A 26163-nucleotide genomic window follows, 5' to 3' on the forward strand; every position below is an offset into this window, starting at 1 on the left:
AATCTTTAGCTTGGATCTAATCGGTAACTAATTAATTCAAAATCAGGTGTATAAGTAAATGTCCCATAGATAATTCCATTACCATGGATCATGTAGTCTAATATATGATAATCGCCTTCAGCCATTGGCAAGTTTTTCACATCATCTAAATCGTGCCAGACAATTTTCCCTTCAGCTGATTCATCTACATTGACACCATCAGCGTTCGTAGAGAAAAAGGTGAACATCATCCACTCCGATACAATTTTATCTCCATCTTTAATAATAAAGGTAAAAATCCCTTTAATGTTTGGATTTCTTAAATAAATACCTGTTTCTTCTCTATATTCACGAATACAGGAATCTCGCACAGACTCCCCAGGCTCCATTTTACCACCTGGCGCTACCCACCAACCGCGTCTTGGCTTTTGTAATAGCAAAACCTTATTATCTTTAAGTAACAAACAATTCGTCACACGTTGCAAATTATTCACCCCAATTTTCTCTGTATGTAGGCACTTCGTTTATCCATTCCTTTTATTATACTATTATTGTCATGCCCTCACAATAAATTGCCTTTTCCAATTAGGAAGCGTTCCTTATTCATTACGGAGAATGCTTATATAATAATAGAAAATAATCTATAATTTCTTGTATGTTAATTTTGTTAAAAACAGGTAGAAGTATCTTAAACAGGTAAAATGGAGGGGGAATTATTACCCGACGAAAGGATTTCTTTGAATGAATTAACAGTATTTGTGTAATTCAACGTGATATTTTGCCGAAAATTACTATTTATCATCTAAACCCAAAATCCATCCCACAAAAAAAGGCATAGGCTCTATAAACCAAGCCTATGCTAAAAAAATATATCTTAAAAGGGGGTCAATTTCTACTTATATGATACCCCAAATATATTTCACTACTGTTACATTCCAATTAAAACGGAATGACACTTTCAAGACGTGTTTACGCTTGTTGTTTTAATGCTTCCGCTAACTCTTCCACATAGTGCTGGGCACTTTGGGCAGCGATACTTCCGTCACCAGTTGCAGTAACAATTTGACGAAGTGTTTTTTCACGAATATCACCAGCCGCAAATATGCCTGGTACTTTCGTTTCCATTTGATCGTCTGTTTCAATATAGCCATTTTCATTGGTAATTCCTAAGCTTTCAAATGGTTTGGATAATGGAACCATGCCAATGTAAATAAACACGCCGTCAGCCTCTAGCTCTTGCTCTGTTTGATCTACAGTGGAAACAAGTGTCACACTGCCCACTTTCCCATCCTTTTCATTGATGGCTTTAATTGTATGATTCCAAATAAAGTCCACTTTTTCATTATCAAATGCTCTTTTTTGAAGGATTTTCTGTGCTCTTAATTCGTCACGTCTGTGTACAATCGTCACTTGTGATGCAAAACGAGTTAAGTATACACCTTCTTCAACTGCTGAATCTCCTCCACCGATTACGAATAGACGCTTATTCTTAAAGAACGCACCATCACATACAGCACAGTAAGATACACCGCGACCGCCTAATTCTTTTTCACCTGGTACTCCAATCTTTTTATATTCTGCACCTGTAGAAATAATAATAGATCTTGCTTTAAATTCTTTTGAACCAGCTTTCACTGTTTTATATTCTTTTCCATCCACTATTTCTTTAATATCACCATAAGCATATTCAGCACCGAATTTTTTCGCGTGATTAAACATTTTATTGGATAGATCTGGGCCTAAGATACTTTCAAATCCAGGAAAATTTTCAACTTCCTCTGTATTCGCCATCTGTCCGCCAGGTATTCCTCTTTCAATCATTAAAGTAGAAAGATTAGCACGAGATGTATAAACAGCAGCTGTCATTCCAGCTGGGCCTGCCCCAATAATAATAACATCATAAATTTTTTCTTCTGTCATTTTCAAAAACTCCTTTTCCCATTAACTAACGCATTTATTATACTAAATTAACGCTTAGATAAAAGAATCCATGCTTAAATTAATTTCCATTTCTTATTATAAGTATGATTATCTATTACTATCCTATAAAACCAATCCCCTATCCGTCCAAAAATCTGCTCAAACTTGAAAAATTTTCAAATAGTGCTGAATTATATGGATAGGCTGTAATCAGGTATAGGATTTTTTTCATTCAAAATGAAATTTCTGTAGTGTCCCATTTTTTGTAAATCTTTTTTATTATGTAATCCCTAAAAGCTCTATATCAAATCCTTTAATTTCTTGACCTCATTTTCTAAAATTAATCTACGCTCCCGCAATTCTTCTTCTTCCTGCAATAGTTTGTCTAATTGACTAGTTAAAACCTGGTAGACCTGTCCAATCAATTGTTTATCTCCACAACCCAAAGCCTGCTTTAAAGAAAAGATTAATTGTATGTCTTTTAAGGTAAAACCATATTCCTTTAACTCTTTCACAACCTGAAAATCGAGAATTTCTTTTTCACTATATTCTTTTTTATTATTTTGCCAACTAGGTGTCAATAAGTTTAATTCTTCATAATGCCTAACAGTATCTTTTGTCGTATTTAGTAGCGTTACAAACTCCCCTATTTTCATTTCTAACTCTCCTTTTGTAAAGATAACTATTGACATGGGGTTAACCCCATCACTTTAAATTAATCTAGGTTGATTTTGTAACAGGTTGGATGTTTTAGATAACAGTTTTTTAAAATGAATCCTAAATTTATTAAAAATTTCACTATTACGGAGGAGATAATATGTCTTTGAGCTTACTAATTGGAGCGATATTGGCTTATGTTTATGGGATATTAACAAGTTTAAGCGGAATGCTACAAATAAAATCGAAAGATATACCGACTTGGTCTGCTTATGGGATGATTTTATTCGGAATCGCCATATGTATTAGTTCCACCTTAGCCCTTATGAATATACAAGTCCTGACTTTACAAATTACTTGTTTCGTTTTCATTAGCATTCTTGCCATCACAAATGGCTTTTACCTTTATAGAAAAATAAACATCATTCACCATATTATTAGATTAATTATAACTCTTTTTATCATCTATTTAATCATTTAATCCATTCCATTTGCTATTAAATTACATCCCTGAAGCAACCCAAAAAAGAAGCAGCTAAATTCTATCCGAATTAAACTGCTTCTTTAGGAATTATTTTTTCACTAAATGCATAAAAAATCATGAATGATGAATATTAACTATAGATAGGCTGCATATAACCCTTCATCGACTTTATATATTTCTGCAATGTTGAAGTAGAAAGTCCATACTGATCGGCAATTTCTTGCTGGGTTTTCTTTGTTTCACGAGTTTGATTCCATAAATAATCGATAGCTGCTGCACTGGCAATGCAATTTTTATATAAAGAACCGGCCCTTTGCATTTCCATGATAGCTGAAAACCATAATAGATATAAGCTAGTTTCTTCTGTTCCAATTGGATGATAGTTCGTATAAATTTGCTCTGCGGTATGATGCGCAACATATAGAAATGGATCCTCTATTTCAATACCAGTCTTCACATAAGCTAAATAATCTTGTTCTATTTTCGTAGAGCTCTTCGTTTGCTGAATAGCAGAAGAAGAAAGGATTTTTTCCTTTTGGCTAGATACAGACGTTAAGAATGTCGCAAACAATCGTTCCTCTACATGATTGCTTTCAAATCTTTTTAGAATAGAGCTAAGATGCTCCTCAAATCCACTAATCTTATATTCCAAGTTGTTCCATGGCTCTTGTCCTTCTTTTTCTGGATGATGATCCAATACCTTTTTCCATGCTTTTTTTGCCGTTTGCTTATTTCCCGTGTTATACGCAGAATACGATAACCAATAATAAAAAGAACCGTCTCCTTGGAATCCTTGTTTATAAATCTTTTTCAACCAAAAATAAGCAGTATCATACTCGCCAATAAGTGCGAAAGTAGTGCCTAGTTTGAATTGATGATCAATAGAAATAGGATTGATTTTTCTTAAAACGGCTGCCAATTCCGCAACGTGAGCATCGTTATTTTGATAATAGGCAAATACTAGCTTATTACACAAAGCATGTAAGTTTCCTATATTCTGGGTTAATACATGCTCTAAAATTTCGCTAGCCTTTTCCGATTGACCAAGATAGAAATGAGCTAAAGCTAAATTATTATAGGCCGACCAATACTCTGGATAATCTTGAATCACTTTCGTCAGCACTTCTACAGCTTTTGCAAAGTTACCAGACTCAAGCAATGCTCTTGCCTGCTCTTGTCTTGTGATAAGATCTTCTTCCTCGTAGGCTTCATCTTCCTCGAGCTCATCCGATTCCAAAGATAGAACCTCCATTAGGTCTTCCGTATCCTCTACAAACTCCCCATCTTTATCCAGACTTAAATAGAGTTTTGCATGATAATATGCATCTTTAAAAAATCCTAAATGGGCATAATTATTCGCTAGGAAATAATAACACTCAACCATACCCTCATCTAGTTCTTCAATAATAACATGGAGAAGTTCATTTGATTTTTGATATTCTCCAATATCTGCATAAACGACTGCAAGCTGACATGCAATCATTGGTTCTCCTGGCTCCAATGCCAGTGCTCTTTGCAAATATTTAAGGGATTTATAATAATCTCTTTGATGATATGCTTTAATTCCTTTATTAAAATAAAATTCGCCTGTAGGATTAAATGTAATAAGTTTACCCACTGGTTGTACTCTACTTGAGTTTTTATTCATAAATCCTCCAATATATATATGTTCCCTTATAAAGCAAGAGGTAAATAGCATGCTAAAATAAATGGTTCTTGTTAACTAAACAATTATACCATATTAAGTTCATTTCGGAGAAGAGTCAATCCTATTTTGGAAAAAAAGTGTATGAATTAAAAGCGGAAATTTATTGATAGGAAAAAGGGGATAAACGAAATAACTTTTCGATGAAGCCATTCACGTAGAAGCAAAAAGTAAAAGAGGCTGGAACAAAAACATTTCAGCTAGCAATGAAGACGAATGTTTATACAATATTACCGTACAAATGTTCGCGTTCTGAAAGAAGGTTTCAAAAAAGTCTGTGGTTATTACCCGCAGTCTGAATACACTTCGCTTTCCATGGGGCGAGCGCCGAGCCGCTTCGTCACTTAAGTTCCTGCAGGGTCTCGGACTTTCTCGCAGCTCCCATAGGAGTCTACGTGTATTCAGACTGCTCAGTTCTTCCATATAATTATGTTTTTCTATTCCCAAAATAGTTAATAGAAAATCAATCTTTAAAAACGGAGTGGAATGGAGCGGAGGACACTCAACTCCTGCGGGAAGTAGAGACGCTTTAGACCCCGCAGGCACGCCGAGTAGGCTCAGCTTCCTCCCCGTCGCATAGAGTTTCCGCAGCGCAATGAAACGAATTAGTTTTTAGACTGACTATATTTAAAATCATAAATAACTAGCAGGAAAAAGTACCCTTTATTTAAGAGCTAACTTAGAGATTATTCGTTTTTACAGATTTGCTATTAGTTTTGTCCCAACCTCTTTTTCTATCTCTTTACTTACCTTGCTTCTCTTCATGACGTGCTTCCAATACATTTAAAATTTCGGTGAATGGAAGTTTTTGCTCTCTTAATAGGACGAATAAGTGATAAAGAAGATCGGATGCTTCCCACTTCAATTCCTCTGCATCGCGATTTTTTGCAGCAATAATAACTTCTGCTGCTTCTTCTCCGACTTTCTTCAGAATCTTATCTACCCCTTTTTCAAATAAATACGTCGTATATGTACCTTCAGGGCGATTAATATCTCTTTCTTCAATAACCTTCTCTAAATTAGCCAGAATCTGATAATCTGCAGATGTTTTTTTAACCGCTTCTTTGTTTTGATAAATGCTCTCTACAAAACAGCTTGTTGTTCCATTATGGCAAGCAGGACCAGCTGGATTAGTGAGTACCACTAATGCATCTTGATCGCAGTCATATTTAATCTCTACAATTTGCTGTGTATTTCCACTTGTTGCCCCTTTATGCCAAAGTTCTTGTCTAGAACGGCTATAAAACCAAGTCTCGCCTGTTTGCAAGGATTTTTCTAAGGATTGTTTGTTCATATAAGCAAGTGTTAACACTTCTTTCGTAGTATCATCCTGTACAATAGCAGGAATTAATCCTTTTTCATCAAATTTCAATTCCTCTACATTCATCTGACAAGCACTCCCTTTTCCTTCAAATATTCCTTTACTTCATGAACTGATGTTTCTTTATAGTGAAAAATAGAGGCAGCCAGCGCAGCATCTGCTTTTCCCTCTTTAAACGCTTCTTCAAAATGCACAGCATTTCCAGCTCCTCCTGAAGCAATAACCGGAACAGAAACAGCCTCACTCACTGCTTTTGTTAATGTTAGATTAAAGCCATTTTTCTCACCATCCGAATCCATGCTTGTTAATAGGATTTCACCTGCTCCAAGTGCTACAACTTCTTTTGCCCACGTAATAACGTCTTTATCTACTGGATTTCTTCCGCCATGTGTGTACACCCGCCATGACCCAAGTTTCGAATCGTATTTTGCATCAATCGCAACTACAATGCATTGAGAACCGAAAAAACTTGCCCCTTCTTCAATCAAAGATGGATTTAGCACTGCTGCTGTATTTAATGATACCTTATCCGCACCTGCACGCAGAATTTTTTTCATATCCTCTAACGAATGAATGCCTCCCCCCACCGTAAAAGGAATAGCAAGCTGGGATGCAACTTCCATGACTACCTCTACCATCGTTTTTCTTCCTTCATGGGAAGCAGAAATATCGAGAAATACCAATTCATCTGCTCCTTGTTCATCATAAAAGCGCGCTAATTCAACTGGGTCTCCTGCATCTCTTAATTGAACAAATTGGATTCCTTTTACAACACGGCCATCTTTTACATCCAAACATGGAATAATTCGCTTGGTTAACATTTTAAAACCCCTCTCACAATGAGCTTGTTGAAAAGTTTCTTCCGCTAATACATTTTCCCAAAAGCTTCTTCTAGTGTAAACCTTCCTTCATATAACGCCTTACCTATAATCGCACCGCCAACACCTTTAAAGTGTATTTCCTTAAGTCGCTTAAGATCCTGTATACTACTTACTCCACCGGATGCAATCACTTCTTTTTTTGTTACCATAGCCATTTCTTCAATTGCCTCTACATTTGGGCCACTCAACATGCCATCTGTTGCAATATCCGTAAAAATAAAGGTCTCGGCTCCTGCTTCTGCAAAGCGTTTCCCCAGCTCCACAGCTTTCACCTCAGAAGTCGACAGCCATCCATGTGTCGCTACAAACCCATTTTTCGCATCGATTCCAATGGCAATTCCCTTTCCATATTTACGAATCATCTCCATCGCAAAGTCTGGATTAGAAACGGCAATACTGCCAATTATTACTCTCGTTACACCATTTTCTAAATAGTGAACAATATCTTCCTCTTGCCTAATGCCCCCTCCAATTTGCACTTGCACACCTAATTTTTTAGCTGCATCAATAACATATTGATCGTTTACTCTCATGCCATCTTTTGCACCATCTAAATCAACCATATGTATCCATTTAGCACCCTGCTCAACAAAGCTTTTGGCCATATCAAACGGAGAATCTCCATAGATTGTTTCTTTATCATAGTCCCCTTGAAGCAAACGGACACATTTTCCGCCCCGCATATCAATAGCAGGATATAAGGTAAAGATCATGTAAGTTCATCCTTCCTGTATTAAATTAGCAAAGTTGCTTAATAAATGCATACCCAATTTACTACTTTTCTCCGGATGAAACTGCATGCCATATACATTGTTTCTTCCTACCACTGCTGGTACCTTTTTATCATAGGAACAGCTCGCAATGATTACTTCGTCTTTTGTATCTGCATAATAGGAGTGTACAAAATAAACAAAATCATCATCCATATTTGGCGTTATCGATGAATTCTTCTTAAAATGAAGCTTATTCCAGCCCATATGAGGTACCTTATAAGCTGAACCATCTTCTGTGATTCCAGGAAAACGGACTACTTTTCCAGGCAATAATTTCAATCCTTCACTATAGCCATGCTCCTCACTCGACTCAAACAATAGCTGCATTCCAAGACATATTCCTAATAAAGGCTTGCCGCTGTCAACAAATGAGTCAATCATCTCCGCTAAGCCAGTCTCCTTTAGCTTTGCCATCGCATCTTTAAATGCACCTACTCCAGGAAGAATTAACGCATCTGCTTTTAACAATGCTTCTTTGTCCTCTGAAATAAAATAAGGAGCATTTAATCGTTCCAATGCTTTACTGACACTGAACAGATTTCCCATTCCATAATCAATAATCCCGATCATTTACAGCATCCCTTTCGTCGAAGGAATCCCCTTGATTCTAGGGTCAATTGTCGTTGCTTCATCTAGAGCACGAGCCATCGCTTTAAAAATCGCTTCAATCATATGATGAGTATTTTGTCCGTAGTGTAAAATAACATGAAGATTCATTCTAGCTTCTAATGCAAATTTCCATAGAAATTCATGGACAAGTTCGGTATCAAAGGTCCCTACTTTATCACTTGGAAATTCAGCACGAAATTCTAGATGTGGTCTATTACTTAAATCTATTACAACTTGCGCTAATGTATCATCCATTGGCACAAAGCTATTTCCATATCGTTTAATGCCTTTTTTATCACCAAGAGCATCTTTCAGCGCCATTCCAAGACATATTCCAATATCTTCTGTTGTATGGTGATCATCTACTTCAATATCGCCATTTGCTTGTACCGTCAAATTAAATTGACCGTGTTTTGTAAATAAATCTAGCATGTGATTCATAAATGGTACGCCAGTATCGATTTCGGAAACTCCTTCTCCGTCTACATTTAAAGATAACTGAATGTTTGTTTCTCCTGTTTTTCTATTGATTGCAGCGGTTCTTCCCATTTTTTCTTCCTCCTTTTATGTAGGTTCATTAAAAATTATGGCTGTTTCGTAAAGTATGTTGCTATGACCCGCAGCCTGAATACACTTCGCTTTCCATGGGCTACGCTTAAGCCTCCTCGGCTTTGCCTGTGGGGTCTCACCTTTCTCGCTAATCCCATAGGAGTCTACGTGTATTCAGGCTGCTCAGTTTTTCTCATTAATTGATTGTTGCTATTGAAAAAGCAACAATCCATTAATAAACAGCCAAAATCATTAAGATTCTTTATTTTATTTTTGATTTATAGTTTCAGCATTTAAATAAAACCCGTTGATTTCCATTCTGCTCCAATCAACTGAGGCGACGATACTTTTTTTACAAATCTCGTGCTTCTATCGCTCTTGCATGGGCCTCTAGTCCTTCTAATCGGGCGAACTTGGCAATTTTGTGGGCATTTTCTCGAAATGCCGCTTCACTGTATTGGATGACACTGGATTTTTTTTGAAAATCATCTACGTTTAAGGGATTAGAGAATCTTGCTGTACCATTTGTCGGCAATACATGGTTAGTTCCAGCAAAATAATCTCCGACTGGTTCTGAGCTATATCTTCCTAAAAAGATGGACCCTGCATGTCGAATATTTCCCAGAATATCAGACGGATTTTCGGTGATTATTTCTAAATGTTCTGGGGCAATTGTATTAATGACTGCCACAGCCTCTTCAAGTGTTTTTACTACGACAATTAATCCATATTGATCCACTGATTTTTTAGCTATTTCTTTTCGTGGCAAATCACGTAACTGTATCTCTACTTCATTCGAAACCTCTTCTGCTAATTTTCGAGAAGTAGTCACAAGAACAGATGAAGCTCTTTCATCATGCTCCGCTTGTGATAATAAATCTGCTGCTATTTCTTTTGCAATGGCAGTTTCATCCGCTATAATCGCGATTTCGCTCGGACCAGCAATCATATCAATAGCAACATCTCCAAAAACTTCTCGTTTTGCAAGAGCAACAAAGATATTTCCAGGACCAACAATCTTATCGACATTCTCAATAGATTCTGTTCCGTACGCTAAGGCAGCAATCGCCTGTGCTCCGCCAACTTTATAAATTTCCTTTACTCCAGCAATATCTGCTGCTACCAATACTGCATGAGGTAGCGTTCCGTTTTCGCTTGGTGGTGATACCATAACAATTCGATCGACTCCTGCCACTATCGCTGGAATAACATTCATTAATACTGATGAAGGATAGGCTGCTGTTCCACCTGGCACATAAACTCCAACTGAATCTAAAGGCAGAATTCTTTGACCAAGGATTGATCCATTTTCTTGTGTGAAATCCCATGAAGTTTTCAGCTGCTTTTGATGGTATTCTTTAATGTTTGCAGCTGCCTCTTTGATAATGGAAATCATGTCTTTTTCTACATTATCATAGGCAGCAGCTATCTCGTCTTCCCTTACAAGAAGACTTGAAAGATTTGCTCCATCCCATTTTTTTGTATATTCTATTAATGCTTGATCACCATTTCTTTTTACGTTTTTTATTATATCAATTACGGATTTTCGCTGTTCTTCTGTTCCAGCATCAACAGAACGTTTTAAGCTAATATTCTCTATCTCTGTCACAATCCTCATCTCGAAATCCCCTTTCTCTTTATTTAGATGGCAGCTTCGTCTTTACGACTAGTTGAAGCCTTTCTACTAATTCACTGATTCGTCTATCCTTCAATCGGTAGCTTGCAGGATTTACGATTAATCTTGAAGTGATATCTACTATTCTTTCATATTCTACGAGTCCATTTTCGACCAAAGTTTTTCCTGTTGAAACAATATCTACAATCCGATCCGTCAACCCAATAATAGGCGCAAGCTCAATAGAACCATTCAGCTTAATGATTTCTACTTGAGACCCTTGCTCTCGAAAATAGGCTGCTGCTACATTCGGATACTTCGTTGCAATCCTTGGTGCAATTTCATTAAGCTCTGTATTTGGAAGACCTGCCACTGCCAAATAACAAGCACTGATATGTAGGTCTAGCAGTTCATAAACATCTCTTTCTTCTTCCAGCATCACATCTTTTCCAGCAATTCCTAAATCCGCTACGCCATGCTCCACATATGTTGGTACATCCATTGGTTTTGCCAAGATAAAGCGAAAATTTTCTTCTTCGACATCAATGATTAATTTCCGGGAGTCATCAAATTCAGCTGGTAAACGAAAGCCTGCATCTCTTAATAAGTCAGCTGCCTCTTCGAAAATTCTTCCCTTTGGCATGGCAATAGTTAGCATATCGTTCATTTGACAACCTCCATTCCTTTTTTTCCAACTAATAGCGTAATTTCACTGTATTGCTTCGTACAAGCATCCACATCTTTTACGCCATTAATATCTTGCGTAATGACATGGATTCCTGCTTGCCTTTTCTCCTGAGCCAATTGGAATGCTTCTTTCCTGCGCTCATTACTAAATAAAATACACTCTATAGTTGCTGTTTTTTCCACATTACCTAGCGCCTCTAATAATCGATCAACTCGAATAGCAAAACCAGTTGCTCCCGTTCTTTTTCCGAATTTCTCTAATAATAAGTCATAGCGACCACCGCTCCCAATATGAAAACCAACACCCTCTGCGTATACCTCATACACAATTCCGGTATAGTAACTCATATGACTAACAAGGGATAAATCAAATGTCACTCTATCTGCCACTTCATAATCAACAAGGATTTCCCAAAGCTGCTTTAAGTCGTCAATTGCTTTCGTACCTTGATCTCCTTCAATCAGTTGATAAGCAAGCCCAATTACTTCTTCTCCGCCTCTAAGCTGCAAGAAATCATTTAATCGCTGTTTATCAATGCTTGATAAAGAAAGCTGTTCCACATGCTGGCGATACCCCACATAATTTTTTTCATATAAATATTTCGTTAGACTCTCTGCTCTTTCTTTCGTTCCAAGGATTTGCTGGAAAAAGGCCTGCACAAAACCAATATGTCCTACTGATACTTGATAATCCTTCACTCCTGCTTGTTGAAGCGTGGAAACGAGTAAAGAAATCCCTTCTCCATCGGCACTAATTGTTTTATCGCCAATATATTCAACCCCTATTTGCTCAAATTCAGCTGGTCTCCCACCCTCTCGCTGCTGTGCACGAAAAACAGATGCATTATAGGCAAGTCGCAATGGCAGTTCTTCTGTTAGAAGTTTAGAAGCTGCTACCCTCGCAATTGGAGCTGTCATATCTGGACGAAGAACTAGTGTATGTCCTTGCTGATCTAGTAATTTAAAAAGCTGCTGATCTAAAATAGCAGATGCCGTTCCAACTGTTTCATAATATTCCAATGTTGGGGTTTCAATAAATTGGTATCCCCACTTCTTTATTTCTGTGTCCATTTTCTGTTTTACTTTATATTTTCTTTCATATATGGCTGGTAATGTATCTCTCATACCTAATGGCTTTTCAAACATAAATAAGCTACTCATCACTACACCTCATGTTTTAAAATTCCGAATGCTTTAGTTCGCTAATATACTACCAAATTAAAGTATTATTTTCAGTTTACCCTTCGTCGTATCTTAGGTCAAGGGAAAAATTTCATTTAAAAGAAAATTCGCTTAACCTTTCTTTTTTTATTAATTCTGATATTTTCAAAAAAACCTATCTATCCGTTACTCCAAAGATCATGAATCTTGGAATAACGGACAGATAGGCTTTCTTCTATTTATTCATCTAATACATAAGAAGGTTCTTTTTTTCTGCGCTCTTCCATTTGTTCTGCTGTATAAATGACTTTCATTGGATTTCCGCCAACAAAGCATCCAGCGGGGACATCCTTATGTACGAGTGTGCCTGCGGATACAATCGCCTGATCTCCAATTTTCACGCCGGGGAGAATCGTTGAATTCGCACCAATCATTACTTCATCTCCAATTTCAATCTCTCCCAGCCTGTATTCATCGATTAAATATTCATGGGCAAGAATCGTTGTATTGTATCCTATCACACTATTCTTTCCAACCTTAATTTTTTCAGGAAACATAATATCAAGCATTACCATCAAAGCAAAGGAAGTATGTTCTCCTACTTTCATTTTCAAAAGCTTACGGTACATCCAGTTCTTCCCTTTCAAAAAGGGCATATATCTTGCTATTTGGATAACGATAAAATTCTTTACTACCTTTAAAAAAGGAACGGTTTTATATACATGCCACAAAGAATTCGGACCGCTAACTGGATATCTTGTGGTCTTTCTCATGATGTTTGGACTTCTGGAATAGAAAGGATATCCTTCATATTATCAAAAATATAGTCAGGATTATATTCCTGCAAGAATGCCTTTCCCTTTAATGTCCATGCAACCCCCGCAGTTAAGGTACCTGCATTTTTTCCTGACAAAATATCATGTTTATTATCTCCAACCATAATTGCTTCTGCTGGAGATGCCTTCAATTTCTCGAGAGCAAGCAGAACTGGCTCCGGATCTGGCTTTGCCTTTGTTACATGATCCAACGCAACCACTACCTCAAAAAACTCATCTAATTTCGTTAATTTCAAGCCCATTTCTACCACATCAGAAAGCTTTGTTGATACAATCGCAAGTTTAAAGCCTTTTTCCTTTAATTCTTTGATTGCCTCATACACCCCATCAAATATTGTAACAATATTATCATGGTTCTCAATATTATAGGCACGATACATTGTCATCATTTCCTGTGCCCGCAATTTATCAATGGATTCAAATGTTTCCAATAACGGTGGACCCATAAATGGAATTACATCTTCTCTACTATATTTTCCTGGGTAATAATGATTTAGCGTATGTAAATAAGAGGAAATAATTAATTCATTTGTATTAATTAGCGTTCCATCTAAATCAAATAATGCAGTATTAATTTTTCCAGTCAACCCAAACATCCCTTTCTATCATTAACCATTTGTATCTAAATAACGCTCACTCGCAAATCCGGCTTTTCTTCTGTAAGTGATTGCGACAACTGAAAACACTATTAAAACTAAAGAAATTAATTGAGCCATTCGCAAATCACCAATCATTAAGCTATCTGTTCTCATACCCTCTATAAAGAATCTCCCAATCGAATACCAGATGACATAGGATAAGAATATTTCACCTCTACGTAAGTTTACTTTTCGTAAAGCTAGCAAAATCACGAATCCAATAATATTCCATAATGATTCATATAAAAAAGTAGGATGGTAGTAAGTTCCGTTAATATACATCTGATCAATAATAAAGGTTGGCAAATGAAGCCCTTCTAAAAAGGAACGTGTTACTTCCCCACCATGTGCTTCTTGATTCATAAAGTTGCCCCAGCGGCCAATTGCTTGTCCTAGGATAAGACTTGGCGCTGCTATATCAATTATTTTCCAGAAGGGAATTCCCTTTTTCTTTGTAAAAATATAGGTAGTGACAACAGCACCAATTAAGGCACCATGAATAGCGATACCACCATTCCAAATTTTCGGAATATCACCAAGGTGATCTTTATAATAGCCCCATTCAAAGATAACATAATAAATTCTCGCGCATATAATAGAGATTGGAATAGCCCATAACATTAAATCTGGAAAGTCATCCTTTCCTAGTCCTCTTCTATTTCCTTCTCTCATTGCAATAATAAGAGCAAGAATTAATCCAGAACCGATAATAAGTCCATACCATCTGACATCAATTGGTCCTAATGAAAATGCAATTGGATCGATTGGTCGTATATCTTCCATCAGATTTCCTCCTATTTCCCTAGTGTCTCTTTTAAAGGCTTAATAAATGGGGTATTTCTATATCACCTTTAGTTCCCCATTTTTTGGACCTCTTTAATTTTTATCATCAGAAATAACATTATTCAATTTATTGGTGAATTGTTCAGCTGCATTTACACCCATTCGTTTTAAGCGGAAATTCATTGCTGCTACTTCAATAATGACAGCTAAGTTTCGGCCAGGACGAACTGGAATCGTAAGCTTCGTTACTTCCGTATCAATTATTTTCATTTTTTCTTCGTCTAGCCCCAAACGGTCATATTGCTTGTTCTGCTCCCATAATTCCAAAGACATAACCAAGGAAATTTTCTTATGAGTACGTACAGCACCAGCTCCAAATAGAGTCATGACATTTATAATTCCTAATCCGCGAATTTCCAATAGATGCTCAATTAGCTCTGGCGAACTTCCGACAATTAGATTCTCATCCTCTTGACGAATCTCAACGCAATCATCAGCAACTAATCGATGACCACGCTTAACAAGCTCAAGTGCTGTTTCACTTTTACCAACACCACTTTTTCCCGTAATTAAAACCCCTACACCATAAATGTCAACTAGGACACCATGAACAGCAGTAGTAGGTGCAAGTTTTCTTTCCAAGAAATTTGTAAGTCTACTAGAAAAAAGCGATGTTTTATGCTTTGATCGCAATACTGGTACAGCGAGCTCTTCAGATGCCTCAATTAATTGTGGAGGCACTTCCATATTACGAGTAATGATAATCCCTGGAGTTGTATCACTACATAATTTCGTTAATCGATTTGCTCGATCTTCATCACTTAAACGTTCAGCAAAAGAGAGCTCGGTCTTTCCTAACAGCTGAACACGCTCAGCTGGGTAGTAGTTAAAATAGCCAGCCATTTCTAAGCCTGGTCTTGATATATCACTAACCGTAATCGGTCGATTAATTCCTTCTTCTCCACTTACAATTTCTAAATCAAACTCTTCAATAACATCTTTTATTAATACTTTTGCCGCCATGAAGCTCCTCCTTTAAAGGTCAATGCTGTTAGTTTTTAAACAGAAGAAAACTGTTTAATTTTAGTCATTATTTAGAATTCCATATTCACCTTATTTTAGCATTAAAAGATAAATATATGCCAGAATTCAATCAAAATATTAGGAAAACATGACTACTTAGAAGTAATTGTTTACATACCGGTAATGGCAATAGGTGGAGCGTATTAAAATTACGCTATTAACAATGGAAATAATATCCTTTTCATTTAACCATTTACACTTGTTTTCCATTAATTTTGAACATAAAAAAACTGCCAATATAAAGCTGAGACAAAACTAAATAGCCAATCTATAAAGACGAACATTCTCTAATTTAGCTCTTAAAATAAGGCTACTCTTTTTACTGGTTATTTAAGTTTTTGAATATATTTGAGTGTATAAACTAATTCGTTCCATTGCGCTACGGACACTCTATACGCCGGGAGGCCACTGAAAAAGTATGTTTAATCTAAGTTCAACTAGGATTTTGAGCTTTGAAAGCGAAAATATGTTGGTTTAGAGAGGTGACCGCTCGACTCCCTCCTATGGGAGCTGCGAGAAAGTCCGAGAACCCCGCAGGAACTTAAGTGACAAGGAGGCATGGCGCTCTCCCCATGGAAAGCGAGCAGTCACCTCGGAAAACAATTCCCACATCTAAGTTTAGAAAGAGGTTACTTTCAATCATCAATAGCTAACAGTTTTTCAGTGGCCTCTGCGCCATTCCAATTCGTTTTTTAAGGTTATTTTCTAAAATAGCCTTTTTAAAAGCGAATAAAAAGGCCAAACAATCAAACGAAACTTTGTGATTGTTTGGCTCTATCTTTGGCTGGATTACTTATGAACCAGCCCCTTATTTAGCAGCACTTTATCTTTTTTCTCCACGAAGAACTGTATTTTGAACAATTATATTACAAAGCGAAAGTAAAATGCTAAAAAGTAAGGACATACCAAAACTTGATATTTCAAAACTGCTCCCCATCAATCTGTCTGTTAACGACAAGGTGATTGCATTAATGACAAATAAAAATAGCCCTAGCGATAGTATCGTCACAGGTAATGTTAATAATATTAATATTGGTTTTACAATAATATTTAGCAGAGATAAAACGGCACTTGCTCCAATTGCAGCACCGAACCCTGATAAATAAAAGTAATCCTGAAATAAGCCGGCTAATGCCACAAAGAAAATAGCATTAATCAGTATCCCTATTATCCATCTCATCCAAATTGCTCCTCATTTTGCATAGTAGAAACCGATAAAGTGAAACTTCCAACAGTGGGGGCCTTCATCCCCACTGTTGGTTAGTTGAACCAATCGGACCTTTACGGACAGTTAATCTCCCACCTATCTTTCTCGAAATTCGTTAGCAAGAGGTGAGAGTCTTACTGTCCGTTAAGAGTGGGATAAATACGATAAGAGATTTAATTAGCATTCGTACAATCATTTATTCTCCACGCCATCTATCGATTATTTTATTATCGGTTTCTTCTATAAATTAATTGCCTACTTTTTCAATTTTTTTTACCTTTATCGATCCAGTTTTAGTGTTTGCTTCAATTTTTGTATGATGATCACTTGATTGTATCGATTTAAATTGTAACGTTTTTTGAAGTACTTCACTTTTTTCTTCAATTATTTGAATACCCTCTAACTCTACATTGAACCCGCCAAAATTCGTTTTTAATTCACCACTAACAGCTAAAGCTTCTGGCAAACTTACCTCAATACTCCCTGTAGTCCCTTGGAACTCTAACACTTCGCAATTTTCAGCATGATTTGTACACGAAATGCTGCCATTAAAGGATTGTAAATCCACTTTATTAAAGTACCCATCAACTGTTATGGAACCATTAATCGTTTCTGCATCAAGTTTCTGGATGTTTCCTTTGTCTACTTTAATACTGCCATTCGCTGCATCCGCTTCTACCTTTGTATTTTCACCTGCATTTAGCGTTATTTTACCATTAGCTGTTTTAGCATACAATTTTTCCGCCTTTATATCAAATGTTGTAATCGGTCCATTAAATAAGCGAATGATTGCCGATTCATAAGACGTTTGCGGTACGTAAACTTGAGTTTTTACCTTCATCCATTTATGATTTGTTTTGACTACTAATTGTTCATCATCTACAATCACTTGTATTTCCTTTAAAAACACTTTTTTTGCTTCTTCCAAAGAATTTACTCGATATACCTTTGCTTTACACTCAATACTAACTTCTTCTTGATCCCATGGAATAAGCTCCACTTCTCCATTTGGAATATCAATATCCAGTTTTTTTGGTGAAATATTATTGTATTGAAAAATGTGAGAAACTTCTTCAAAATGACCAAAGTTCAAATCAAGGTCTACTTCTTTTACCTTCTTTATGGTTGTATCAACAAAGTCAAAAAGCTTATCTTTTGCTGCTTGAAAGTTAAATCCATAATTTGAATTTGTTTCTTTCTTCTTTTCATGGAACTTTGCTTCATCTTGAAAATCTTCTAATATTTTCTTTTCTTCTTCATTTAGTAATTTCTTCTCACTCACTTCATCAACCTTTTCCATTAGCTTTAATGCTTCATCCACTGTCAATTTACCACTTTCAACTAATTCTAAAATCCGCTTTTTCTCGTCAGCCACTTTAACTCCTCCTCAAAAATAAACTGTTTTATTCTGTTATCAACATTTTAAATTAATATGCTAATGATTAGACATAAACTACATAAAAGAAATGCATTAATGAAACTCTGTGAATAAATTAAATGATTGGCTGCATTTCAACTCCAATCAATTCAGGATATCAACCATTAGAATTCAAAATTATCGTTTCTTCATTCTAGTACGAATTATCCCTCCGGAAAGTTTCAATACTTTTATTTCTCTATATACTTAATTTAAGAATCTTTTTTATTTTATGTCATTATTTTTCATTTCAGAAGAATTCTGCTGAAGAAAAAAATGGGACAAGGTCATTTTATAAGAAGTCGGCATCTACTATAAACTAACCGACTCTTCTACTGTCCCCATCCCTTTTTTCTTTATTAAGTTGTAGCAATCTTTTCTGCTTCTTCTATATGATTCTTCATTCTTAGTCGATCTCTCTCCAAAATCGGCTTCAAATATTTCCCAGTATAAGATCCTTTAAGATTTGCAATGTCTTCTGGAGTACCTGTTCCTAAAATTGTACCACCTTTATCTCCACCTTCTGGACCTAAGTCGATAATATAATCTGCAGTCTTTATTACATCCAGATTATGTTCAATAACGAGTACTGTATCGCCATTTTCGACTAATCTTTGCAGCACCGTCAATAATCTTGAAATATCATCAACATGTAAGCCTGTCGTCGGCTCATCTAAAATATAAAAGGACTTCCCAGTGGAACGGCGGTGTAATTCAGATGCTAATTTCACCCTTTGCGCTTCCCCACCTGATAAAGTAGTTGCCGGCTGTCCTAGTTTAATATAACCCAAGCCAACATCAACAATGGTTTGGAGCTTGCGATGAATCTTGGGGATATTTTCAAAGAAAGCTACTCCATCTTCTACGGTCATTTCCAATACATCTGAAATGTTTTTCCCTTTATATTTCACTTCCAATGTTTCTCTATTGTATCGTTTTCCATGACATACTTCACATGGAACATACACATCTGGAAGGAAATGCATTTCGATTTTTATGATTCCATCTCCACGGCAAGCCTCACATCTTCCGCCTTTTACATTAAAACTAAAGCGTCCTTTTTTATATCCACGTACTTTTGCTTCGTTAGTCGTCGCAAAAACATCCCGAATATCATCAAACACTCCGGTGTAAGTTGCAGGATTTGATCTTGGCGTTCGTCCAATTGGAGACTGATCTATATCAATAACTTTTTCTAATTGGTCGATTCCTTTAATTTCTTTATGCTGTCCTGGCTTTGCTTTTGCACGGTTCAGTTTTTGTGCTAAGCCTTTATGAAGAATCTCGTTAATTAACGTACTTTTTCCAGACCCTGAAACACCTGTGACGGCGATAAACATTCCAAGCGGTATTTTTACATTTACATTTTTTAAATTATTTTCTTTTGCGCCAGTTATTTCAATAAACCTACCATCACTTTGTTTTCTCTCTAATGGAAGTGGAATGAATTTTTTTCCTGATAAATATTGACCTGTAATTGATAGTGGATCATTCATTACTTCATCTGGTGTTCCAACTGAAATAATTTCTCCTCCATGTACGCCTGCACCAGGACCAACATCGATTAAATAATCTGCTGCCATCATTGTATCTTCGTCATGCTCTACAACAATCAATGTATTTCCGATGTCTCTCATTTGTCTTAATGTATCAATTAATTTATCATTGTCTCTTTGATGAAGACCGATAGAAGGTTCATCTAGAATGTAGAGTACGCCGGTAAGTCTTGAGCCAATTTGTGTTGCCAAACGAATTCTTTGCGCTTCCCCTCCAGATAGGGTTCCTGCTGCTCTACTTAAAGTCAAATAATCTAAACCAACATTTATTAAAAATCCGACTCTCTCTTTTATTTCTCTAAGAATCAAGTTAGCAATTTGTTTTTCCTTTTCAGTTAGATCAACCTGCTCCATAAATTGATAACATTCAACAACTGATTTTTCCGTGATTTTTCCAATATGTTGGCCATTAATTAATACTGCTAACGCTTCTTTCTTTAAACGATAGCCTTTACATGTACGACAAGGCTGTTCAGCCATGTATTTTTGCATTTGCTCTCGGATATAATCAGAGCTTGTTTCCTTAAATCTTCTTTCAATATTTTTTATAACACCTTCAAATTGAATATCATTTTCCCTAACTTGACCAAAGTCATTTTCATATCGAAAGTGAATATATTCTTTACCTGACCCATAAAGAATCTTGTCCATTAGATTTTGGGGAATATCCTTTACCGGTATATTCATATCAATGCCAAAATGGTTACATACACTTTCAAGGAGCTGAGGATAGTATTGAGAACTAATAGATTCCCATGGAGCAATCGCATTTTCTTTTAAAGTCAAATCCCAATTAGGAATGACTAAATCAACATCTACTACTAGTTTATTTCCGAGACCATCACAATCAGGACATGCTCCAAATGGACTATTGAAGGAAAATAGTCTTGGTTCTAATTCGCCAATAGAGAATCCACAAATCGGACAAGCATGATGCTCGCTAAAAAGCAATTCTTCCTGTCCAATAACATCGATAATCACTTTTCCATTCCCAAATTGTAAAGCAGATTCAAGGGAATCTGCCATTCTTGCAGCAACCCCTTCTTTTACAACAAGTCGATCAATTACAACTTCAATATTATGTTTCTTATTTTTATCTAAGGAAATATCATCACCAATTTCAAACATTTCGCCATCGATTCGCAATCGAACATATCCCTGCTTTTTCACATCTTCCAGCACTTTTACATGGGATCCCTTGCGCCCAGATACAACCGGTGCAAGCACTTGAAGTCTTGTTCTTTCAGGATATTCTAGAATACGGTCAACCATCTGCTCAATTGTTTGGGAAGATATTTCGATTCCATGCTCAGGGCAAGTTGGTCTTCCTACCCTTGCAAATAATAATCTTAAATAATCATAAATTTCGGTTACTGTACCAACAGTAGAGCGCGGATTTCGACTAGTTGTTTTCTGATCTATAGAAATAGCAGGAGATAGCCCTTCAATCGAATCAACATCCGGCTTATCCATTTGTCCTAAAAACTGGCGGGCATATGCGGATAAAGATTCCACATATCTTCTTTGTCCTTCTGCATAAATGGTATCAAAAGCGAGGGAAGATTTCCCGGAACCAGATAAACCGGTTATGACTACTAATTGATCTCTTGGAATTGTTATATCAATATTTTTTAAATTATTTGCTCTTGCGCCTTTTACAATAAGTTTATCCTTTGCCATTGTTTGCTCACCCCTCAGCCTTTAATTCAAGCAATAAATCGCGAAGCTCTGCTGCTCTTTCGAAATTCAGAGCTTTTGCTGCTTCCTTCATTTCGTTTTCCATTTGGGCGATTATTGCCTCTTTTTCCTTTTTCGTCAATTTATCAAGTTTAACAGATGTTGCATATTCTTCTGGTTCTTCTGCTGCTTGCGTAGCACGAATAGAATCTCGAATACCTTTTTGAATCGTTTGTGGAGTAATTCCATGTTCTTCATTGTATTTCTCTTGGATTTCTCTTCGTCTTTTCGTTTCACTTATTGCAACTTCCATCGAATGAGTCATCTTATCTGCATACATAATGACATGCCCATTCGAATTTCTTGCTGCACGTCCAATTGTTTGAATTAAAGAGCGTTCCGAACGAAGGAACCCTTCCTTATCAGCATCTAAAATAGTGACTAGTGATACTTCTGGAATATCCAAGCCTTCCCGCAATAGGTTAATTCCTACAAGCACATCATATTTGCCAAGACGTAATTCCCGTATGATTTCAATCCGATCTAATGTTTTTACTTCGGAATGTAAATACTGGACTTTAATTCCTATTTCTTTCAGATAATCTGTTAAATCCTCTGACATTTTTTTCGTAAGCGTCGTCACCAATACCCGCTCATTTCGTTTAATTCTTTCATGAATCTCAGCAATTAGGTCATCAATCTGCCCTTCAATCGGACGAACGTCAATGGTCGGATCAAGTAATCCAGTTGGACGAATGATTTGTTCAATCATAACTGGCGTATGCTCGATTTCATACGGACCAGGAGTTGCCGAAACACAAATCATTTGATTTATATGCTTTTCAAATTCTCCAAAGGTTAATGGGCGGTTATCAAGTGCTGACGGCAAGCGAAAACCATGCTCTACTAGCACATTTTTCCTTGCCTGGTCCCCATTATACATTCCTCTTATTTGCGGTAGTGTAACATGCGATTCGTCAATGACAAGAAGAAAGTCTTTTGGAAAATAATCTAATAAAGTGTAAGGTGTAGATCCAGGAGGTCTTAATGTTAAATGTCTTGAGTAGTTTTCTATTCCCGAACAGAACCCCATCTCTCGCATCATCTCAAGATCATAGCGTGAGCGCTGTTCTAGACGCTGAGCCTCTAATAATTTATTATTCTCTCGCAGTTTTTCTAATCGTTCTTCTAATTCCTTTTCAATGTTCTCAATCGCTATTTTCATTTTCTCTTCTCTTGTTACGAAGTGAGAAGCAGGAAAGATTGCAATATGATTTCGTTCTCCTAATATTTCGCCAGTTAATGCATCTACTTCACGAATTCGATCAATTTCATCACCAAAAAATTCTACTCTAATACAGTGTTCATCGCGAGAAGCTGGGAAAATTTCTACTACATCTCCACGTACTCGGAAAGTCCCTCGTTTAAAATCAATATCATTTCGATCATACTGGATATCAACTAGCTTACGTAGCAATTGATTTCTTTCTAATTCCATACCAGTCCTTAATGAAACAACCATTTCTCGATATTCTTCTGGGGAACCTAAACCATAAATACAGGAAACACTGGCGATGATAATAACGTCATCTCTTTCAAATAAGGAGGATGTTGCAGAATGGCGAAGCTTATCAATTTCATCGTTGATGCTCGCATCCTTTTCGATAAACGTATCCGTTTGCGGGACATATGCTTCTGGTTGGTAGTAATCATAATAGCTGACAAAATACTCCACTGCATTATTAGGGAAAAACTCCTTAAATTCACTATATAATTGGCCAGCTAGTGTTTTATTGTGAGCAATAATTAACGTTGGCTTCTTCACTTCCTTAATAACATTGCTGATTGTAAAGGTTTTACCAGTTCCAGTTGCCCCTAGCAAGGTTTGAATTTTTTCGCCTTCCCTAATTCCTGATACTAATTTTTTTATTGCTCCTGGCTGATCTCCTTGAGGAGTATACTTTGAAACTAATTCAAAATCATGATTCACTAAACCATCCTCCGATCTATAAGCATTTCTGCTTATTCATATGCTCCGTTGATACTTTTTGTTTATGGTGTTTCCTATATATTACAAACTATTTTCGTATACTTTATTGTTTATAGAGGCAAATGTAAAAACTTGCACGTTACATTTTGCTTCAGATACTTGCATTCTTCTTTTTTCCCGCAGGATCCGAGTGTATTCCATTCGATTAACACTCCCATTTTTTTTGCAGAATAATCGAAAGCAATTTTTTATTTAAACAAAAAAATTTAAAAAGGCGGTTGTTTAACCGTTCTTTTATTATAAATTCCTACCTATGTAATCAACATATCACCATTCTACCACAAACCATCCATTTCAAACCACAAAAAGAGAACAAACATTCTATTTATTTTAGAATTGTTTTATCTATGTGAAAAAAAAACCAAAAAAAATGACTATACGAAAATACCTATCATCTTTATCGACGTAAAATCGTTTAGTCATTCTTCTTCTCTATTCTTTTTCATTACTTTTTGAAATATAGCCTAAACATTATTTATTCGCTACTTTCTCTTTCCATTTCCTGCTAATCATATATCCAATCGTCATGGAAAAAGCATCCACTACTATTAATAAAAATGTGTCAGTATATCCTTTATACACTGAAGCAGCAATCAATGCGACAGTTAAGATTAACCCAATAATTGGATAATAGGTAGCTTTTGAAAAGAGTACTACTAATAAGCATGGAAAAAATAGTGCAGCTAGATACTTCCCCATCTACATACACCTCTATTTAAACATATTTCGCTTCGTCAACCATTAACCCAATTCTTTCAAGAGCGCTTGCTAAATTATTAAAAATCGGAATTTGGCTAAAATCCACACCTAGTTGAATTGCTGTTTGCGCCACCTCTGGTCTTAATCCAGAAAGATATCCTTTTACACCAATTAAACGCAGAGCATGAATAACCTGAAAGATTTGATGCGCCACCATTGTATCGATTAGTGGCACTCCTGATAGATCAATAAATAACTGATTAAATCGTTTTTCATTGCATTCCTTCAAAGTATTTTCCATGATTAATTGTGCCCTCTTCGTGTCTATATCTCCAATTAATGGAAGAACACCAATCCCCTTCGTAATTGGGATAACCGGACTGCTTAATTCATAGATTATTTCTTGCTGCGCTATTAATTGCTGAAATTTGTATTCATCATAAGACCCAATAAATATATTTCCAAATAAATCAAATGCATAGTGGATTAATCGTATCCATTCAAACAGTGTAGTAACAGTTAACTGATCAGTTGATTCCTTAGAAAACTTTTCAACGTATGATACAAGAATTGCCTTAATAGTGTTAAGCTGTTCAATTGATTCCAAGATAGGAACCAAGTCTTTTGCACGCTTTTCCGCAACTCTCACAGCCCATTTAGAAATATTTGCTGTATATACTGCTTCATCCTCAATAAATACCTTAATTACATTTTCTAAAAGTACTTTATGAGCTGTAACTAATTCATCCAAATTTTCAGTTGATTTATTAATAGAATAAAAATTAGATGAGCTATTTTCTATCGTGTTTAGCCAATCCTTTCGCATATCTACAAGTTGATTATTTAAATAGGTGTATAGGCTTTGCATACATGGTTCCAACTATTTCTCCTCCTAATACAAGAAACAAACCTTCATCCCTTTTTCTATTAGACTGTTTATAAAGTTTGTTTTCGTAAAGTTTGTTGCTATGACCCGCAGCCTGAATACACTTCGCTTTCCACGGGGCTACGCTTAAGCTTCCTCAGCTTCGCCACCGGGGTCTCACCTGTCTCGCTAATGAGGCCACTGAAAAAATATAGTTATCCAAGTTAAATGAGGATTCAGTTCTTTGAAAGCGAAATAATAGGTCGCCTCGGAAAAGAATTTCCACATCTAAGTTTTAAAAAGTGATTACTACCAATCTTCAAAAGCTAGCAGTTTTCCAGTGCCCTCCCTCGCTAATCCCACAGTCTACGTGTATTCAGGCTGCTCAGTTTTTCTAATTAATTTATTTTTTCTATTGAAAAAGCAACAATCTTTTAGAAAAACAGCCTTCTATCATAACAATTTCTCGATGTAGAATAATTGAAGCATCCACAACTGTCTATGTTCATTCCTACTTATTTTTTGGATTCTACTCTAGGTAATTATGGATAAATATATACTATCATATATTTGTCACCATAGTGAAACAAGTGAGAAGCCTTTGATAGTAAGAGCAGATTAGAAGATATTCCTATGTATTTTTTAATAAACTTATTGCAATTACTTGAAAAATGGATTCCAGAGAGGAAGCTCTCTTTTTGGCGTTTTCTAACAAAAAGATAATTTCTGTGATTTCCTCAGGGCTTAGTTTTTCTACTATCCAGTCTTCCAAATCCTGGTTTTCAATCACTATATTTTGATTAGGTATATTTATGGTACGAAATTTCATCAATTCATGATGAATAATTTCTAAATGGTTTTGATATTCCTTTTCCTTATGTACATATAAAGTAGTATTTTTTTTCAGCTGATTTTTATCCATTTGTGTATTCCCCTCTCTAAAAGTATCTTTGAATCTGCTAAAAAAAGATCAATTCCTTCGATTTTTTTCGGGTAAATATATGATTATTA

General features: G+C 36.1%; 24 protein-coding genes. 1 reads left to right on the top strand and 23 read right to left on the bottom strand.

The features are described from left to right. Positions 1–5 precede the first annotated feature (5 nt). From AB3U99_RS19185 to AB3U99_RS19195, 3 genes are all read right to left on the bottom strand, one after another. Positions 6–464, bottom strand: coding sequence for an NUDIX hydrolase (locus AB3U99_RS19185; protein WP_312092871.1), 459 nt, complete (start codon positions 462–464; stop codon positions 6–8). Positions 465–948: 484 nt separating this feature from the next. Then, positions 949–1899, bottom strand: a complete 951-nt coding sequence (gene trxB / locus AB3U99_RS19190) for a thioredoxin-disulfide reductase (protein WP_400243252.1) — start codon at positions 1897–1899, stop codon at positions 949–951. A gap of 299 nt (positions 1900–2198) precedes the next feature. Beyond that, positions 2199–2591 carry a MerR family transcriptional regulator gene (locus tag AB3U99_RS19195; RefSeq protein ID WP_400243253.1) on the bottom strand — a complete coding sequence of 131 codons (393 nt, stop codon included), beginning with the start codon at positions 2589–2591 and terminating at the stop codon, positions 2199–2201. A gap of 131 nt (positions 2592–2722) precedes the next feature. On the opposite strand from AB3U99_RS19195, the gene AB3U99_RS19200 reads away from it, so the two are divergent. Beyond that, positions 2723–3037 carry a hypothetical protein gene (locus AB3U99_RS19200; RefSeq protein WP_400243254.1) on the top strand — a complete coding sequence of 105 codons (315 nt, stop codon included), beginning with the start codon at positions 2723–2725 and terminating at the stop codon, positions 3035–3037. Positions 3038–3170: 133 nt separating this feature from the next. On the opposite strand, the gene AB3U99_RS19205 is transcribed toward AB3U99_RS19200, so the two are convergent. The 20 genes from AB3U99_RS19205 to AB3U99_RS19300 all read right to left on the bottom strand — a co-directional run bounded on the left by AB3U99_RS19205 (position 3171) and on the right by AB3U99_RS19300 (position 26074). Next, entirely contained in the window at positions 3171–4688 is a 1518-nt protein-coding gene (locus AB3U99_RS19205; RefSeq protein WP_400243255.1) for a tetratricopeptide repeat protein, read from the bottom strand. 799 nt (positions 4689–5487) lie between these two features. Then, positions 5488–6132, bottom strand: coding sequence for a bifunctional phosphoribosyl-AMP cyclohydrolase/phosphoribosyl-ATP diphosphatase HisIE (gene hisIE, locus AB3U99_RS19210; RefSeq protein WP_400243256.1), 645 nt, complete (start codon positions 6130–6132; stop codon positions 5488–5490). Further along, a complete protein-coding gene (gene hisF, locus AB3U99_RS19215; protein WP_400243257.1) occupies positions 6129–6887 on the bottom strand; it encodes an imidazole glycerol phosphate synthase subunit HisF in 759 nt (252 codons plus the stop codon). Before hisF ends, hisIE begins: the two co-directional genes overlap by 4 nt. A 44-nt stretch (positions 6888–6931) precedes the next feature. Further along, entirely contained in the window at positions 6932–7660 is a 729-nt protein-coding gene (gene hisA / locus AB3U99_RS19220) for a 1-(5-phosphoribosyl)-5-[(5-phosphoribosylamino)methylideneamino]imidazole-4-carboxamide isomerase (protein ID WP_400243258.1), read from the bottom strand. Between the two features lie 6 nt (positions 7661–7666). Continuing rightward, positions 7667–8290 (bottom strand): imidazole glycerol phosphate synthase subunit HisH, encoded by a 624-nt coding sequence (hisH, locus tag AB3U99_RS19225; RefSeq protein WP_400243260.1) that lies wholly within the window; start codon positions 8288–8290, stop codon positions 7667–7669. Further along, complete coding sequence (hisB, locus tag AB3U99_RS19230; protein WP_400243261.1) at positions 8291–8878, bottom strand: imidazoleglycerol-phosphate dehydratase HisB; 588 nt, start codon at positions 8876–8878, stop codon at positions 8291–8293. A gap of 352 nt (positions 8879–9230) precedes the next feature. Further along, positions 9231–10496: a histidinol dehydrogenase gene (gene hisD / locus AB3U99_RS19235; RefSeq protein WP_400243262.1), complete on the bottom strand. Its 1266-nt coding sequence runs from the start codon at positions 10494–10496 to the stop codon at positions 9231–9233. A 19-nt stretch (positions 10497–10515) separates the two neighbouring features. After that, positions 10516–11160: an ATP phosphoribosyltransferase gene (gene hisG / locus AB3U99_RS19240; protein WP_400243264.1), complete on the bottom strand. Its 645-nt coding sequence runs from the start codon at positions 11158–11160 to the stop codon at positions 10516–10518. Then, positions 11157–12341: an ATP phosphoribosyltransferase regulatory subunit gene (locus tag AB3U99_RS19245; RefSeq protein WP_400243266.1), complete on the bottom strand. Its 1185-nt coding sequence runs from the start codon at positions 12339–12341 to the stop codon at positions 11157–11159. Before AB3U99_RS19245 ends, hisG begins: the two co-directional genes overlap by 4 nt. Positions 12342–12580: 239 nt before the next feature. Beyond that, positions 12581–13114 carry an acyltransferase gene (locus AB3U99_RS19250; RefSeq protein WP_400243267.1) on the bottom strand — a complete coding sequence of 178 codons (534 nt, stop codon included), beginning with the start codon at positions 13112–13114 and terminating at the stop codon, positions 12581–12583. Continuing rightward, on the bottom strand, positions 13111–13764 hold the full coding sequence (gene ppaX / locus AB3U99_RS19255; protein ID WP_400243268.1) for a pyrophosphatase PpaX: 654 nt from the start codon (positions 13762–13764) through the stop codon (positions 13111–13113). Before ppaX ends, AB3U99_RS19250 begins: the two co-directional genes overlap by 4 nt. 21 nt (positions 13765–13785) lie before the next feature. Next, positions 13786–14598 (bottom strand): prolipoprotein diacylglyceryl transferase, encoded by an 813-nt coding sequence (gene lgt, locus AB3U99_RS19260; protein WP_400243269.1) that lies wholly within the window; start codon positions 14596–14598, stop codon positions 13786–13788. Between the two features lie 93 nt (positions 14599–14691). Next, on the bottom strand, positions 14692–15621 hold the full coding sequence (gene hprK / locus AB3U99_RS19265) for an HPr(Ser) kinase/phosphatase (RefSeq protein WP_400243270.1): 930 nt from the start codon (positions 15619–15621) through the stop codon (positions 14692–14694). An 883-nt stretch (positions 15622–16504) separates the two neighbouring features. Then, positions 16505–16861 carry a phage holin family protein gene (locus tag AB3U99_RS19270; RefSeq protein WP_400243271.1) on the bottom strand — a complete coding sequence of 119 codons (357 nt, stop codon included), beginning with the start codon at positions 16859–16861 and terminating at the stop codon, positions 16505–16507. 274 nt (positions 16862–17135) lie between these two features. Further along, positions 17136–18263 (bottom strand): DUF4097 family beta strand repeat-containing protein, encoded by a 1128-nt coding sequence (locus AB3U99_RS19275; protein WP_400243272.1) that lies wholly within the window; start codon positions 18261–18263, stop codon positions 17136–17138. A 401-nt stretch (positions 18264–18664) separates the two neighbouring features. After that, positions 18665–21541 carry an excinuclease ABC subunit UvrA gene (gene uvrA / locus AB3U99_RS19280; RefSeq protein ID WP_400243273.1) on the bottom strand — a complete coding sequence of 959 codons (2877 nt, stop codon included), beginning with the start codon at positions 21539–21541 and terminating at the stop codon, positions 18665–18667. Positions 21542–21548: 7 nt separating this feature from the next. Continuing rightward, on the bottom strand, positions 21549–23528 hold the full coding sequence (uvrB, locus tag AB3U99_RS19285; RefSeq protein ID WP_400243274.1) for an excinuclease ABC subunit UvrB: 1980 nt from the start codon (positions 23526–23528) through the stop codon (positions 21549–21551). Positions 23529–24059: 531 nt separating this feature from the next. Beyond that, a complete protein-coding gene (locus AB3U99_RS19290) occupies positions 24060–24287 on the bottom strand; it encodes a CsbA family protein (RefSeq protein WP_400243275.1) in 228 nt (75 codons plus the stop codon). Between the two features lie 16 nt (positions 24288–24303). Further along, positions 24304–25167 carry an STAS domain-containing protein gene (locus AB3U99_RS19295; RefSeq protein WP_400243276.1) on the bottom strand — a complete coding sequence of 288 codons (864 nt, stop codon included), beginning with the start codon at positions 25165–25167 and terminating at the stop codon, positions 24304–24306. A 616-nt stretch (positions 25168–25783) separates the two neighbouring features. Continuing rightward, positions 25784–26074, bottom strand: coding sequence for a hypothetical protein (locus AB3U99_RS19300; protein WP_400243277.1), 291 nt, complete (start codon positions 26072–26074; stop codon positions 25784–25786). Positions 26075–26163: the final 89 nt, after the last annotated feature.

The sequence above is a fragment of the Niallia tiangongensis genome, assembly GCF_044704065.1.
Classification (GTDB): domain Bacteria; phylum Bacillota; class Bacilli; order Bacillales; family Cytobacillaceae; genus Niallia; species Niallia tiangongensis.